The sequence below is a fragment of the Wenzhouxiangella sp. AB-CW3 genome, assembly GCF_014725735.1.
Taxonomy (GTDB): Bacteria; Pseudomonadota; Gammaproteobacteria; order Xanthomonadales; family Wenzhouxiangellaceae; genus Wenzhouxiangella.
The window spans coordinates 1,106,198-1,121,226 of sequence record NZ_CP061368.1; the positions used below are offsets into that span (position 1 = coordinate 1,106,198).

The 15,029-nt window shown below is 61.6% G+C and carries 14 protein-coding genes and 1 tRNA gene; 10 read left to right on the forward strand and 5 right to left on the reverse strand.

The annotated features are described in order from the left end of the window. Nucleotides 1-18: 18 nt before the first annotated feature. A complete protein-coding gene (locus IC757_RS04800) occupies nt 19-1,293 on the forward strand; it encodes a thioredoxin (protein ID WP_223846257.1) in 1,275 nt (424 codons plus the stop codon). Between the two features lie 351 nt (nt 1,294-1,644). Here IC757_RS04800 and IC757_RS04805 read toward each other — a convergent pair. Further along, a tRNA-Arg gene (locus tag IC757_RS04805) sits at nt 1,645-1,721 on the reverse strand. Nucleotides 1,722-2,063: 342 nt separating this feature from the next. Here IC757_RS04805 and IC757_RS04810 point away from each other — a divergent pair. Both IC757_RS04810 and IC757_RS04815 read left to right on the forward strand, forming a co-directional pair. Further along, complete coding sequence (locus tag IC757_RS04810; protein WP_190976239.1) at nt 2,064-3,020, forward strand: SLAC1 anion channel family protein; 957 nt, start codon at nt 2,064-2,066, stop codon at nt 3,018-3,020. Between the two features lie 35 nt (nt 3,021-3,055). Then, the gene (locus tag IC757_RS04815) at nt 3,056-3,430 is read left to right on the forward strand and encodes a cupin domain-containing protein (protein WP_223846258.1); all 375 of its coding nucleotides are present in this window, start codon (nt 3,056-3,058) and stop codon (nt 3,428-3,430) included. 47 nt (nt 3,431-3,477) lie between these two features. Here IC757_RS04815 and IC757_RS04820 read toward each other — a convergent pair whose 3' ends face one another. The 4 genes from IC757_RS04820 to IC757_RS04835 all read right to left on the reverse strand — a co-directional run bounded on the left by IC757_RS04820 (nt 3,478) and on the right by IC757_RS04835 (nt 7,817). After that, a complete protein-coding gene (locus tag IC757_RS04820) occupies nt 3,478-4,104 on the reverse strand; it encodes a bifunctional 4-hydroxy-2-oxoglutarate aldolase/2-dehydro-3-deoxy-phosphogluconate aldolase (RefSeq protein WP_190976240.1) in 627 nt (208 codons plus the stop codon). A gap of 44 nt (nt 4,105-4,148) precedes the next feature. Continuing rightward, a complete protein-coding gene (murB, locus tag IC757_RS04825; protein ID WP_190976241.1) occupies nt 4,149-5,183 on the reverse strand; it encodes a UDP-N-acetylmuramate dehydrogenase in 1,035 nt (344 codons plus the stop codon). Further along, nucleotides 5,164-6,198, reverse strand: a complete 1,035-nt coding sequence (locus IC757_RS04830; protein WP_190976242.1) for a quinone-dependent dihydroorotate dehydrogenase — start codon at nt 6,196-6,198, stop codon at nt 5,164-5,166. Before IC757_RS04830 ends, murB begins: the two co-directional genes overlap by 20 nt. An 89-nt stretch (nt 6,199-6,287) precedes the next feature. Continuing rightward, complete coding sequence (locus IC757_RS04835) at nt 6,288-7,817, reverse strand: aldehyde dehydrogenase family protein (RefSeq protein ID WP_190976243.1); 1,530 nt, start codon at nt 7,815-7,817, stop codon at nt 6,288-6,290. A gap of 330 nt (nt 7,818-8,147) precedes the next feature. On the opposite strand from IC757_RS04835, the gene rpoE reads away from it, so the two are divergent. The 7 genes from rpoE (at nt 8,148) to lepB (ending at nt 15,011) form a co-directional block, all read left to right on the forward strand. Further along, nucleotides 8,148-8,729, forward strand: coding sequence for an RNA polymerase sigma factor RpoE (gene rpoE, locus IC757_RS04840; RefSeq protein WP_190976942.1), 582 nt, complete (start codon nt 8,148-8,150; stop codon nt 8,727-8,729). Between the two features lie 16 nt (nt 8,730-8,745). Then, the gene (locus tag IC757_RS04845; RefSeq protein ID WP_190976244.1) at nt 8,746-9,378 is read left to right on the forward strand and encodes a sigma-E factor negative regulatory protein; all 633 of its coding nucleotides are present in this window, start codon (nt 8,746-8,748) and stop codon (nt 9,376-9,378) included. 3 nt (nt 9,379-9,381) lie between these two features. Further along, nucleotides 9,382-10,389 carry a MucB/RseB C-terminal domain-containing protein gene (locus IC757_RS04850; protein WP_190976245.1) on the forward strand — a complete coding sequence of 336 codons (1,008 nt, stop codon included), beginning with the start codon at nt 9,382-9,384 and terminating at the stop codon, nt 10,387-10,389. Next, nucleotides 10,389-10,853, forward strand: coding sequence for a SoxR reducing system RseC family protein (locus IC757_RS04855; RefSeq protein WP_190976246.1), 465 nt, complete (start codon nt 10,389-10,391; stop codon nt 10,851-10,853). Before IC757_RS04850 ends, IC757_RS04855 begins: the two co-directional genes overlap by 1 nt. Before the next feature lie 28 nt (nt 10,854-10,881). Then, nucleotides 10,882-12,291 (forward strand): Do family serine endopeptidase, encoded by a 1,410-nt coding sequence (locus IC757_RS04860; protein ID WP_190976247.1) that lies wholly within the window; start codon nt 10,882-10,884, stop codon nt 12,289-12,291. Between the two features lie 126 nt (nt 12,292-12,417). Continuing rightward, complete coding sequence (gene lepA, locus IC757_RS04865; protein ID WP_190976248.1) at nt 12,418-14,223, forward strand: translation elongation factor 4; 1,806 nt, start codon at nt 12,418-12,420, stop codon at nt 14,221-14,223. Nucleotides 14,224-14,228: 5 nt separating this feature from the next. Next, the gene (lepB, locus tag IC757_RS04870; protein ID WP_190976249.1) at nt 14,229-15,011 is read left to right on the forward strand and encodes a signal peptidase I; all 783 of its coding nucleotides are present in this window, start codon (nt 14,229-14,231) and stop codon (nt 15,009-15,011) included. The last annotated feature ends 18 nt before the right edge of the window (nt 15,012-15,029 follow it).

Below are 15,029 nucleotides of genomic sequence, written 5' to 3' on the forward strand. Positions count from 1 at the left end.
CTGGCCGAGATGTCTTCCATGATCCGAAGTCTTTGGCTGGCGCTTGTGCCCTGGCTTGCCGTCGGGCCACTCATGGCCGGCGAGCAGGACCAGTTGCAGATGCTGGTCTTTCACAGCGACATCTGTCCACATTGCCAGGCCCAGGAACCCTTTCTCGATGCTCTGGAAGCGGCGCATGACGGTCTGGTGGTGCAACACTACGAGGTCAGGCAGGTTGCCGAACACCGCCAGCTTTTCCGCGCTGTGGCCGCGGCTCATCAGGAGAGTGCCGACTCGGTACCGGCCATCTTCGTGGGCGGGCGCGCCTGGGTGGGCGACAGCGGCCTGATCCGTCGGCAGATCACCGCTCATGTCGAGCACTGCCTTGAACAGGGCGATTGCCCGGACTCCACCCGAACCGATCAGGTGTTCGAACCTGGAGAGCGAGCTCGCGATCCGGTTGCCTTCGACCTGCCGTTGGTCGGCACCATCGACCTGATGGTCCAGCCGCTGACACTGTCGACGGCCCTGATCGCCTTTGTGGATGGCTTCAACCCCTGCTCGCTCTGGGTATTGACGATCCTGCTGGCGCTGGTGATCCATTCCGGTTCGCGCAAACGTATCCTGATCGTCGGGCTCACCTTTCTGGCGGTGACCGCCTCGATCTACGGCCTGTTCATCACCGGCGTATTCGGCGCCATGAACCTGGTTGCCATGTCGGGCTGGCTGTACCCTGTAGTGGCCGTGTTCGCGCTGACTTTTGCCCTGGTCAACATCAAGGATTACTTCTGGTTTCAGCGCGGCCTGTCGTTCACCATCGACGAGCGTCACAAGCCGGGGATCTACCGCCGCATGCGCGACCTGATCCGCAGCGGCCGGTCGGTGACCGCATTGATCGGGGCCACGGTTCTGATGGCTGCCGGAATCGCCTTCATCGAACTGCCGTGCACGGCCGGGTTTCCGGTGATCTGGAGCGGCATCGTGGCCAGCCACGATGTCGACTGGCTCCACTTCACATTCCTGCTGGGACTTTATCTTCTGATTTACCTGGCCATCGAGCTGGTCATCTTCTTTATCGCACTGGCCACGCTGCGGGTGGATCGGTTCGAGGAACGGCATGGCCGCATCCTCAAGCTGATCGGCGGCATCATCATGCTGGCGCTGGCCGGGGTCCTGCTGCTTGCTCCGGAGCTGATGCACGATATTCGTGGCGCCCTGGGCGTGTTTTTCGGGGCTTTGCTGGTGACTGCGGTGATTCTTTTCTTTCACCGAATCCTGCTGCCAAGGCTGGGCCTTCACCTCGGAGACGAGTAAAAAGGGGAATGCTGCGCCCGCTGTCGCGGGCTTGCCCTTCGGGCTGTCGCTTCGCTCCAGCGATTGTGCGCTGACGCGCACAATTCGAACCTGATTGTTATTGTCGGAGGTTCGAATTGAGCCGCTGGATACGAAAAAGCCCCGTCTGGGGTGACGGGGCTTTTCTAAATTTGGCGCGCCCGGAAGGATTGCTGCGCCCGCTGTCGCGGGCTTGCCCTTCGGGCTGTCGCTTCGCTCCAGCGATTGTGCGCTGACGCGCACAATGCGAACCTGATTGTTATTGTCGGAGGTTCGAATTGAGTCGCTGGATACGAAAAAGCCCCGTCAAGGTGACAGGGCTTAATCTGAAATTGGCGCGCCCGGAAGGATTCGAACCTCCGACCGCCTGGTTCGTAGCCAGGTACTCTATCCAGCTGAGCTACGGGCGCGTCGCAAAGCGAGGCATTATGGAGAAGGGGGGTGCTTCTGTCAAGTCCGTTTTGGATCCTGTCGCCCCGGAATCGCCGCAGGCGATATCCGGGACCCCGCACGGTGGTCGTGGCATGGGGTTGAACAAGGGCTGCCTTGCAGATGCTGGGCGTGCGAGGTCCCGGCTCTTCGGCCGGGACGACGGGGAGGGTGGGGTTTGAAGTGTGAAGTGTGAAGTGTGAAGTGGAGGCGGCATCCTTTGGCGAGTGGGTTCCTGTCCGACAGATACAGCGGATGCGCACATGCAATATTAGATAGGGCTTATAATAACGGTTTTATCCAGCATCAGGATGCCCAGGCCCATGACTGAATCCCGTTCCGAACCTCTCTGTGCCCATGTGCCGCTGCCGTTGTTTGCCTCGGTCATGGGGATTGCCGGGCTCGGGCTGGTCTGGCGTGCAGCGGAGGAGGCCTGGGGGCTGGCGCCGGTGGTGTCGGTTGCGGCCACGGTGGCGGCCGCCGTGGTCTTTGTCGTTTTGCTGGCGCTTTATGTCTGCAAGTCGGTTCGCTATCGTTCCAGGGTCATGGTGGAGCTGGCCCACCCGGTGCGCATCAATTTTCTGCCGACACTTTCGATCAACCTCATTCTGCTGGGCATACTGTCCAGACCCTGGCTGGGGCCAGTGTCCGACGGGCTGTGGCAGGCCGGTGCATTGCTGCAGCTGATTCTGACCATTGTCATCGTCAATGTCTGGTTCGAGGCCGAGCGTCCGGCGGATTCGATCAACCCTGCCTGGTTCATACCGGCGGTTGGCAATGTGCTGGTGCCGCTGGCCGCGATACCTTCCGGGCAGGAGTTGGTGGCCTGGTTTTTCATGAGTATCGGTCTGTTTTTCTGGGTCATTCTGGGCACGATGGTGTTCTACCGACTGGTCACCAAGCCTCCCATGCAGCCCCCCATGCAGCCAACGCTGGTAGTGATGCTGGCGCCCCCCTCGGTGGCCTTTCTGTCCTGGCTCCAGATCGCCGGTGAGCTCAACGGGCCGGGCTATTTCTTCTACGCCGTTGCGCTGCTTACATTTCTTGTGCTGCTCCCACAGCTACCGCGGTTTTTCCGTCTGCCCTTTTTCCCGTCCTGGTGGGCCTATACCTTTCCATTGGCGGCGTTCACCGTGTCCAGTCTGGCGTTTGTCGAGCAGTACGGTTTGGAGCCGGGGGCAATTCAGATTGGATTGGTGGCATTGACTACCGCGGTGATTCTGCTTGTCGCCGGCCGGACCATCGTGGCTGTTGCCCGGGGAGAAATGAGCAAGCACTGATGGCCGAGGAAGAGTGTTTTCGAAGGAGAAAGTCCATGAGTAAAGTCGATCAGTCCATCGTTCCCATAGTTCGGGAGGCAATGAACAATGATGCCTTTCGCGATGAGGTGATGACCGGCAAGGAGTGCCAGGTCGTGCTGATGAGTATCAGGCCTGGCGAGGAGATTGGCTCGGAGGTGCACGATGATCATGACCAGATCCTGGTCTTCGTCGAAGGCAACGGCCAGGCCGTGCTCGATGGCCAGGTGCGTGAAGTGGGAACCAACGATCTGGTCTTCGTTCATGCCGGGGTCGAGCACAACTTCATCAATACCGGGACTCGGCCGCTGAAACTCTACACTGTGTACGCACCACCCGAGCATCCGGCTGGTACTCGCCATGAAAGCAAGGACGAGGCGGAAGGTGGCTGAGATTGGCTGATGCGCCGGGGACCGGCGCATCAGTTCATCCGGAGTGATCAAAGCGCTCCCAGCAGCTCCCGGGCTCGTTGCTCAAGGGCATCGAAATCGTGGGCAAGGACGAGTTCCGGGTCGAACAGAGGGGCGACATAGCCCACGGCCAGGGCGCCGGCTTCCAGCCATTTGCTGGCATTGTCCCGGGTCACGCCGTGGGTGGGCACGATGTTGAGGAAGGGCATGGGCCCCAGGCAGGCCTTGACGAAATCAGGGCCGATTCCGGGGGCTGGAAACAGCTTTTGAAGCGGTGCGCCGGCGCGATGCGCGCGCAGCATTTCGGTGGGTGTGTGTGTGCCCGGCATGGCGGCCACGTCAAGCTCTGTGGCGGCACCAATGACGGCCTCGTCGACGACGGGCGAAACCAGGAAGCGGGCACCGGCCTCGACCGCCCGCCGGGCCTCGTCGACTTCCAGCACGGTACCGGCGCCAACGATGACATCCGGGTGGCGCCGTGAAAATTCACCGATGAGATCGTAGACATCGGGGATGGTCAGGGTGAACTCGCAGATGGTGAATCCACCGCGCACCGCCGCCTCCATGGCGCCGATGGCCGCTTCGGCCGAATCGGTTCTGAGGATGGCCGAAGCGCGGGTCTGGCGGAGTCGGTTGACAAAATCTGTGGGAGTCATGGTGGTTTGACGCTCTCTTCGAAGTGAGTTTCGCTTTGACAAGTCTAAGATGTTTGCGGGCCCATGAGTCGGGGTTCGGGTTCCAGTCGGAGACCATAGGTCTGTTGCACGGAATCGATGATGGCCTGGATCAGTGTCTTGAGGTCGCTTGCCTTGGCCTGGCCGCGGTTGACCAGGACCAGTGCATGGCGGTCATAGACGGCGGCATCGCCGACCGACCGGCCTTTCCACCCCAGGCGCTCGATCATGGCGCCGGCGCCGAGTTTGATGTCCCCGTCAGGCATGGGCCAGTGGGGCAGGTCGGGGTGGTCACGTAGCACCTGCTCGGCGTGATTCGCCTCCAGCACGGGATTCTTGAAAAAGCTGCCGGCGTTGGGCATCCGTGCCGGATCGGGCAGGCGGTGGCGCCGCAGTCGCATGACGTGTGCGGCCAGTTGTTCCGGCGTGGGCTGGCGAATGCCGGCTGCGTCCATGGCATTCTTGAGACTGGCATACCCGGTCTGTGGCTGGAAGCGGCGCGACACCCGGACCGTGACCGAAGTGATCAGGAAGCGTTCGGGAGCAATGGATTTGAAATAGCTGTCGCGATAGGCGAACGCGCAGTCCTCGCGTTCGAAGGTTCGCATCCGACCGGTCTGGCGATCCCAGGCCCTGAGCCGTTCGAAAACCTCGGCCAGTTCGATGCCGTAGGCACCGATGTTCTGCATGGGCGCCGCACCTACCGAGCCGGGAATCATGATCAGGTTCTCCAGCCCGTGCAGCCCGCGCCGGATGCAGCGGACGACCAGCCGGTGCCAGTTTTCCCCGCCTGCGGCCGTGACCAGCACCTGTTCGTCGTCTACGGGCTCGAAACTCACGCCTGACAAGCGGTTGAGCAGAATCCGGCCGGGCCAGTCACCGATGAACACGGTATTGGAGCCTCCGCCGAGCATCAGCTCCCGAAGCTCGGTGGGTGGCATTTGGCCAAGCTGGTCGGGGTGGTTCAGAAGGATCAGTTCCCTGGCGCGGGCCGGCAGTCGGAAACTGCTCAGTGCCGTGATGTCGGCGTCGGTGATGATTTCAGGCGGCGGTGTCTTCATCGACAGTCTGCCAGGCGCGAATGCAGTCATGGACCAGCCTCGGGCCCTGGTAGATGAAGCCGGTGTAGATCTGGACCAGATCGGCACCGCAGCGCCGCTTGTCCGCGGCATCCTCGCCACGGGTTATGCCGCCCAGGCCAATGATGGGGAAGTCGGTACCCAGGACTTCGCGTGCACGCCTGAGCGTGGCATCGGCCAGGGATTTGACCGGCGCCCCACTGAGTCCTCCGGCTTCGTCGGCGTGGGCATGGCCGGCCACCCGGGTTCGGTCCAGCGTGGTGTTGGTGGTGATCAGTCCATCGATGCCCGAGGTGGCTATCACTTCCAGGGACGCGGTCAGCGCGGCCGGTTCCCAGTCCGGGGCGATCTTGATCAGCAAGGGGCGGCAGGTTTCATTTGACTCGTCCAGGCTGTTGCGTGCGCGGACCAGTTCGTCGAGAAACTCGCGCAGGTGCCCGGTGTCCTGCAGTTCGCGCAGGTTGGCGGTATTGGGCGAGGAGATGTTGACCGTGATGTAGTGGCAGTGCGGGTGAACCTTTTCCAGGCAGAAGCGGTAATCCGCCGCTGCCTCGTCCACCGGCGTGTCCTTCTGTTTGCCGATATTGGCGCCGATAATTCCGTCGTAGCGGGTGGACTTCAATCGATCGACCAGATGGTCGACTCCCTTGTTGTTGAAGCCCAGGCGATTGATCAGCGCCTGGTGTTCGGGCAGCCGGAACATGCGCGGCTTCGGGTTGCCCGGCTGGGGCCTGGGCGTGACCGTGCCGACTTCGACAAAGCCGAAGCCGAGCTGGCCGAGTGCATAGATATGGTCCCCGTTCTTGTCCAGCCCGGCCGCCAGCCCGACCGGGTTGGGAAAGCTCAGTCCCATCAGCTCAACAGGCGCCGAACGCGGACAACCACCCACCAACCGCGGCAGGCCAACGAAGCGGCCCGCCGACAGCGCATTCAGCGCGACATCGTGCGCCATCTCCGGGGGGAGAAGAAAGAGTCCGTTTCTCAGCCAGGTATACATAAGGTTCTGGGTTCGAGGCTCTAGGTTCGAGGTGTTCAGTGGTGTGGATTTCCTCGTACCTAGGACCTCGAACCTCGTACCTCGTACCTCTAAAGGTCGAACTTGATGCCCTGGGCCAGCGGCATTTCGCGCGACCAGTTGATGGTGTTGGTCTGGCGGCGCATGTAGGCCTTCCAGGAATCCGAGCCGGACTCGCGTCCGCCGCCGGTTTCCTTCTCGCCACCGAAGGCACCGCCGATCTCGGCGCCCGAGGTGCCGATGTTGACGTTGGCAATGCCGGTGTCCGAACCCTTGTGTGAAAGGAAGAACTCGGCATTGCGCAGGTCGGTGGTGAAGATGGCAGACGACAGGCCCTGGCGCACGTTGTTGTGCTTTTCCATCGCCTCTTCCAGGGTCTTGTAGGAGATCACGTACAGGATGGGCGCGAAGGTTTCCTCCTGCACGATGTCCCATTCGTTCTCGGCCTTGATGATGGTCGGTTCGACGAAAAAGCCTTCGCGGTCGATGCGCTTGCCGCCGGTCAGTACCTTGCCGCCGGCTGCCTGTGCCCGTTCGACTGCCTGTTCGAAACGCTCGACGGCGCTTTCGTCGGTCAGCGGGCCCATCAAGGTGTCCTCATCCAGCGGGTCGCCGATGCGTACCTGCCCGTAGGCCTTGACCAGCGCTTCGGTGACCTTTTCTTCGATTGATTCGTGCACGATCAGTCGCCGCGTGGTGGTGCAGCGCTGACCGGCGGTGCCGACGGCACCGAAGACAATCGCCGGCACGGCCAGGTCCAGGTCGGCAGTCTCGTCAAGAATGATGGCATTGTTGCCGCCCAGCTCCAGCAGGCTTTTGCCCATGCGCTTGGCAACGCGTTCACCGACCATGCGACCGACCTGGCTGGATCCGGTAAACGACATCAGGGCCACGCGCTCGTCGTCGATGAAGCGCTCGGCCAGTTCGTGGCCGTCTTCCATGAAGGATGTGAACACCGGCGGATAGTCGGTATCGGCCAGCGCCTCGTTGATGATGTTCTGTACCGCCGCACAGCACAACACGCCCTTGGGGCTGGGCTTCCACACGGTGGCATTGCCGCAGATGGCCGAGATGAAGGCGTTCCAGGCATAGACGGCGACGGGAAAGTTGAAGGCGGTAACCACCCCGACCACGCCGAGCGGATGCCACTGTTCGTACATGCGGTGCCCGGGTCGTTCGGAATGCATGGTGTTGCCGTAGAGCATGCGCGACTGGCCAAGGGCGAAATCGCCGATATCGATCATTTCCTGAACTTCGCCGTCGCCCTCGGGCTTGATCTTACCCATCTCCAGCGACACCAGCGAGCCGAGTGCGTCCTTGTAATCCCTCAGTGCATCATTGGCCAGGCGCACGGCATTGCCGCGTTCGGGTGCGGGGATCATGCGCCAGGCATCGGCGGCTTCCTGCGCGGTCTGGATAACCTTTTCGTATTCGGCCTGTGTCGCGGCGCTGACTTTCGCAATCACCGAGCCGTCGGTGGGATTGATCGATTCGATCAGCCGGTCATCGCGGATCTCGGACCACTGGCCCGGGCCGAAGCAGACGCCGGGGTTGATGTCGTTGAGTCCGAGGCGCTTGAGAAGGTCGCTGTGTGTGCTCATGGTACTGGTGTTCCTCTCGAATTGGGCTTTATTTGGAAACAGACCATTATCGCACCGATGGCGGCGCGAGTCAGAGCGCAGCATGATATTCTTGCCGGCAGGAATCGAGGGTGTTTCCCCGGCTGAACCCGCCGCCATGAAGGCGGCCGGCCGGTTTGTGTACCCTTGAGCGCAAACGAGTCAACCCGGCGATGCCCCGGACGCAAGATGCTCCGGGATTATGTGTCCGCAATGGTCGGCAATAGCCGGGGTTATCGAAACTATCCGGCCGGGCTGTGGTCAGTTGACCAGGTGCCCGGCCGTCTGCCAAGAAAGCCGAGGACGGCCCAGATGGGCGAACGGGAAGTTGATCAAGCGCTGGTAGAGCGTGTACAGAAAGGAGACAAGAAGGCCTTTGACTTGCTGGTCTCGAAATACCAGCACAAGATCATCAGCCTGATTTCACGCTATGTCTCTGATCACGCCGAGGCCATGGACGTGGCCCAGGAAGCCTTTATCAAGGCTTACCGGGCCTTGCCACGGTTTCGCGGCGACAGCGCGTTCTACACCTGGATCTACCGGATCGCCATCAACACGGCCAAGAATCACCTGGTCGCTCAGGGCCGCCGTCCGCCGCTTTCGGATGTCGATGCCCAGGACGCGGAACAATTTCAGGTTGATACGCGTCTGAAGGAACAGGATTCGCCCGAGCATGAGCTGCTTCGACAGGAAATCGAACGCACCATCAACGAGGCGATTGCCGACCTGCCCGAGGATCTGCGCGTGGCCATCACGCTTCGGGAAATGGAAGGCATGAGCTACGAAGAGATTGCAACGACCATGGATTGCCCGATCGGCACCGTGCGATCAAGGATTTTTCGGGCCAGAGAGGCCATTGACGCTCGCCTCCGCCCCCTTCTCGACAATCAATGAATACGGACGACAAACGATGAGTGAATCGAACCGGGAACACCTCTCCAGCCTGATGGACGGGGAACTCGAACGCGGTGCGCAAAAGTTTCTGCTGCGGCGCATCGGCGACGACTCCGATATGCAGTCTGCCTGGCAACGCTTCCACACGGTTCGAGCTTGCTTGCACGGTGAATTCCAGGGGGGTTCCGACCTGTCGCAACGAGTGGCCGAGGCGCTGGCCGATGAGCCCGTACCTGGTGCGAGCAACAGCCGCCTGCGAACCTGGCTGAAGCCGGTGGCCGGTGGCGCCATTGCCGCCAGCGTGGCCCTGGTGGCCATCGTCGGCATCAACACCACCATGGTCGATCATCAGACGTCCCAGTCCGAACAGCCCGGTTTTGTCAGTCAGTCCACGTCGCTGGATCAGCCATTTGCGCGCTCCACAGTCAGTTCAACGGTGCCGGTGAGCTTTTCCGACAGCAGTGATGCCGAGCGCCAACGTATCAGTGGACATGTGCTCAGGCATCATCAGGCCTCCGGTGGCGCCGGCTTTGTTTCATATGTTCCCATCGTGACCGGCGTGAGCAGCGAAGGCGTGGAGATTCGCCTGCAGCCACGACCGTCGGAAGATGAAAGGCCGGCTCGGGACTCAGGCTCCACGGGACGCTAGATCATGAAAGCTTCCTTCCGCAATGGAGGTCTCACGGCCCTGACCACGCTGTGGATCGCGGCCCTGATCAGTGGCCCCCTGCAGGCCGACGAGGAAGTTCAGCACTGGCTCGATCGTATGGCCCGAGCGGTCGAAACGCTGGATTACCGCGGCACCCTGGTTCACGTGCGCGAAGATCGTGTCGATACCCTGCGGATCATTCACCGGGCCGATGAAGACGGCGTGCGCGAGCGCATCTATGCTGTCGATGGCGAACCGCGAGAAGTCCTGCGTGATGGCAACAAGGTTCGCTGCCTGTTGCCCGGTGACGAGCCCCAGGTGATGGAAAGCCAGCTGGCCGGTCGCCTGCTGCCCCATCTGCCGGTCAATCGCCTGACCAGTCCGGAGTCGGCTTACAACATGAGTCTGGAAGGGCAGGACCGGGTGGCCGGCATGATGACCCGGAGGATCAGTATCGATCCGCGAGACCAGTATCGATATGGTTACCGGCTATGGCTCGAGGAAAGCACCGGCATGCTGTTGCGTTATGCACTGACTGACCCCGAAGGCCGCCAGCTGCAGCAGCTTGCCTTTACCAGTATCGAACTGGGTGCCTCCATTTCCGATTCCGAGCTGGCCCCGGCGATGACCGAGGCGCCGAGAACCCTGACCACCCTGCTCGACGACAACGAGGGCCGGGTGGGCACTGGCCGGCGTCATGAAGCCTTCCAGGACCGTGTGCCGCCGGGCTTCAAGCTGGCCAACATCGGCCAGGGCCGTGCCGAGAACGGGGAAGAATTCGAACATCTGCTGTTCAGCGACGGCCTGGCCAGTTTTTCCATTTATCTCGAACCGGCCGGGCCCGAATCAACGGGTAGTCGCATCAAGGCCATGGGTGCAGTACACGTGTTCACCGACCAGAGCGGTGGGCGTTCGCTGACCGTGGTCGGCGAAGTCCCTGCTGAAACGGTTGAGTATGTCGGTCAGCGCTTCCGGCTTGGAAGCGGGGAAAGTGGTCCTTCCGGCGATTGATGCAGGAGCATTCCTGGCAGGTTGCCGAAGTCCTGGCAAGCCGCGAAGGGCACCTTCGCCTCGGTTTCGACCGGCCTGATTTCTGTCAGCGCTGCCGGTCGGGGCAGGGATGTGGCGCCGGTGTGTTCGCGGCCCTGTTTCCGCGCCGGCGGCTTGAGATCGATGTGCATGGCGAACCGCTTGCAACCGTTGGCGACTGGGTGCGCGTGGGGTTGCCGAACCGGTCACTGGCCCTGGCGGCCGCTCTGGTCTATGGTTTGCCGCTGAGCGGCTTCGTGTTCGGGCTGTTGCCGGCTCACTTTCTGGTCGACAGCGGTCCGTTGCGCGACTTGCTGGCGCTGATTTTTGGCTTGGCTCTGGCAATGGCCGGCTGGCGACTGGGCCAGGTGTTGTTGCCACGCCAGGTGCGCCCGGTTATCGAGCCATTGTCTTGCCGACCGACCACCTCCAGATCATCCACTTGACGAGTCCAATCAGAACTCCGGAGCAATCATGCTGAATAGATTCCTGAGCATCACTGTCTGCCTGGTCGCATTCGCTTTGCAGGATGCCCATGGCGCACGTGAAGATTTCACCGACCTGGTCGAGAACTCGATTCCGGCGGTGGTCAATATCGAGACCACGCGCTTCGGTTCACGGCCGTCCGAGCAGCCTGAAGAACGCAGCGACATGCCCGAAGACCTGCCGGAGATGTTCCGGCGCTTCTTCGATCCGCATGGTCAGGGCCCGCGAGGTCGTCCTGATCGACGTGGTGGCGGTTCGGGTTTCATCATCGATGATGACGGTCTGGTGATCACCAATCATCATGTGATCGAAGGTGCTGACGAGATCATCGTGCGCCTGGCCGATCGGCGCGAGTTCGAGGCCGAACTGGTCGGTTCGGACGCCCAGACCGACATCGCGGTGCTGCGTATCGATGCCTCCGACCTGCCGACCCTGGAGTTCGGAGAAACCCAGTCGCTCAAGCCCGGCGAGTGGGTCATCGCGATCGGTTCACCGTTTCAGTTCGAACAGTCGGTCACCGCCGGCATTGTCAGCGCCAAGGGAAGAACCCAGGGGGCGCAGCAGCAGTACGTGCCCTTTATCCAGACCGATGTCGCCATCAACCGGGGCAATTCCGGTGGGCCGCTGATTCGTACCGATGGCAGCGTGGTGGGTATCAACTCCTGGATTCTCAGCTCGCACGGCGGCAATATCGGCCTGTCGTTTTCCATTCCGGTCGAAGTGGCCATGAATTCGGTCGAGCAGCTGCTGGAACATGGCCGCGTTCGCCGTGGTTACCTGGGCGTGGAAATCGGCGAGGTGACTCGTGACCATGCTGATGCAGCCGATCTGGACCGGCCCATAGGCGCCCTGGTCAGCCGGGTGCAGCCCGACAGTGCAGCCGAGGCCGCCGGTGTGGAAGTGGGCGACATCATCATTGAATTCAATGGTTTGCCGGTCAAGCGCAGTGGCGACCTGCCGCCGATGGTCGGCATGGTGAGGCCGGACTCGGAGGTCGAGCTGGTCGTGTGGCGCTGGGGTGAGCGCAAGACCCTGACCACCCGTCTGCATGAGCTCGATGAAGACGATGTCGACGTGCCAGCCGACGAGGGGCCGGTTGAACCGACCAATGCCCTGGGCCTGGTGGTCGAACCGCTCAGCAGTGAGATGCGTCGTCGCATGGGCGATCCGGAAGGCGGTGTCCTGATTCGCGATGTCGAAAGCGACAACGCCTATCGTGCCGGCGTGCGCAGCGGCCAGCTCATTCTCATGATCAACAACCAGCGCATTGGCGGCATGGACGACTTCAATGCCATTGTCGATGCCCTGCCGGAAGGCCGGACAGTGGCGCTGCTGGTCCAGCGCTCCGACGGCAACACGGCCTTTATCGCCTACCAGCCGGAAGGACAGGGCGACTGATCGCCGCCCGGCGCACCGCACGGTCGAGCATGACTGCCTCAGCCGTGCGGCCCACTTGGGTTAATATACTCAGGTTGTCCCGACCACACGCCCCCGGTCTGCCGGGGGCGTTTCGATTGTGAACTTATGACCGATACCCGCCGAATCCGAAATTTTTCCATCATCGCGCATGTCGATCACGGAAAGTCCACCCTGGCCGATCGTTTCATCCAGGTCTGCGGCGGGCTGACCGATCGGGAAATGGCCGCACAGGTGCTGGATTCGATGGATCTTGAACGCGAGCGCGGGATTACCATCAAGGCCCAGAGTGTGACGCTGGATTTCCAGGCGGCCGACGGGCAGATCTACCAGCTCAATTTTATCGATACACCGGGGCATGTAGATTTTTCTTACGAGGTGTCGCGCTCACTGGCCGCCTGCGAAGGTGCATTGCTCGTGGTCGATGCCGCGCAGGGCGTGGAGGCCCAGAGTGTTGCCAATTGCTACACGGCGGTCGAGCAGGGCCTGGAAGTCATTCCGGTAATCAACAAGATCGACCTGCCGGCTGCCGATCCCGAGCGCGTCAGGCACCAGATCGAGGACATCATCGGCATTGATGCCTCAGATGCCCTGCTGGTCAGTGCCAAGACCGGTGACGGGGTGCGCGAGATCCTGGAAGCCCTGGTAGACCGGATTCCGGCACCGGAAGACCGCTCCGACGCCCCGCTCAAGGCGCTGATTGTCGACTCCTGGTTCGACAACTACCTGGGCGTGAACTCGCTGGTGCGCATCAAGGAGGGGCGGCTGGATAAAGGCGACAAGATCCGGGTGATGTCGACCGGTGAAGAATACGGCGCCGACCAGATCGGCATTTTCACGCCCAAGCGCACGCCCGGCAAGACGCTGCACTGCGGACAGGTCGGCTTCATTTCGGCCGGCATCAAGGAAGTGCATGGTGCACCGGTCGGTGACACCATCACCACCGCCCGCGAGCCGGCCGAAAAGCCGTTGCCGGGATTCAAGGCGCTGCAGCCACGGGTGTTCGCCGGCATTTTTCCGGTCGATTCATCCGACTATCCCGATTTGCGCGAAGCACTCGACAAGCTGCAGCTCAATGATTCCTCGCTGCAGTTCGAGCCCGAAACCTCCGTGGCCCTGGGCTTCGGCTTTCGCTGCGGGTTTCTCGGCATGCTGCACATGGAAATCGTGCAGGAGCGTCTCGAGCGCGAGTACGATCTCGACTTGATCACGACCGCACCGACGGTCATCTACGAGGTCGAACTGACTGACGGCGAAGTGCTCACCCTGGACAACCCGGCGAGCATGCCGCCGGTCAACAAGATTGCCGAGATCCGCGAGCCGGTGATTCTGGGCAATATTCTTGTGCCGCAGGACTATGTCGGCCCGGTCATCGGGCTGTGCGAGGAAAAGCGGGGCCACCAGCGCGACATGCGCTTTATCGGCGGACAGGTCCAGCTGACCTACGAGCTGCCGATGTCGGAAGTGGTGATGGATTTCTTCGACCGGCTCAAGTCGGTCAGTCGCGGCTTCGCCTCTTTCGAGTATGATTTCCTCCGTCACCAGGCCGGGCCTTTCGTGCGGCTTGACTTGTTGATCAACGGCGAGAAGGTGGATGCGCTTTCGACCATCGTGCACCGTGAGGCGGCCGACAGGCGTGGCCGCGAGCTGGCCGAACGCATGCGCGAGCTGATACCGCGGCAGATGTTCGATATTGCCATCCAGGCGGCCATTGGCTCGCACATCATTGCCCGGTCCACGGTCAAGGCTTACCGCAAGAATGTCACGGCCAAGTGCTATGGCGGCGATATCACGCGCAAGCGCAAGTTGCTGGAAAAACAGAAGGCCGGTAAACGGCGCATGAAGCAGGTCGGCAAGATCGACATTCCCCAGGAAGCGTTTCTGGCCGTGCTGCGAACCGACCAGGAGAAATAAGCATCATGAATCTGGATTTTGCCCTGATCCTGACCGTGCTGACGCTGGTCACCTTCGTGTTCTGGGTGATCGAGCGCTTCTGGCGCAAGCGCCGGCAGGCCGAGGCCGAAAAACCGGTTGAAAAGACCGTCGAGGTGGTCGGATCGCTGTTTCCGATACTGCTGATCGTGCTGCTGTTCCGGTCCTTTCTGTTCGAGCCGTTCAAGATTCCTTCCGGCTCAATGATTCCGACGCTCTGGATTGGCGATTTCATCGTCGTCAACAAGTATGCCTATGGGCTCAGGCTGCCGGTTGGCAATCACCGTTTCATGGAGATCGGCGATCCGGAGCGCGGTGACGTGGCCGTGTTCCGCTACCCGGTGGATCCGCGCATCAACTACATCAAGCGCATCATCGGCCTGCCCGGCGATACCGTGACCTATCGCAACAAGGTGCTGTTCATCAATGGCGAGCCGGTCACCCAGGACAGTGAAGGCCGCTGGGTGGGCGAGGGCCTGAACCGGAATCCACCCGGTACGCGCCCGGAAAAGCGCCTGGAACACCTCGGAGAAGAGCCTCACAATATCGTCATCTACCCTGATCGTCCCGATGTCGAAACGCGCACCTGGACCGTGCCCGAGGGGCAATACTTTGTGCTCGGAGACAATCGTGACCAGTCGCTCGACAGCCGGGCCTGGGGCTTTGTGTCCGAGGACCTCCTGGTGGGCCGCGCCGTGCGCATCTGGATGCACTGGGACTGTTCGCGCGGCTGTGTGGACTGGGGAAGAATTGGTGATAGAATTCAGTGAAAAGGGGTCGAGAGACTG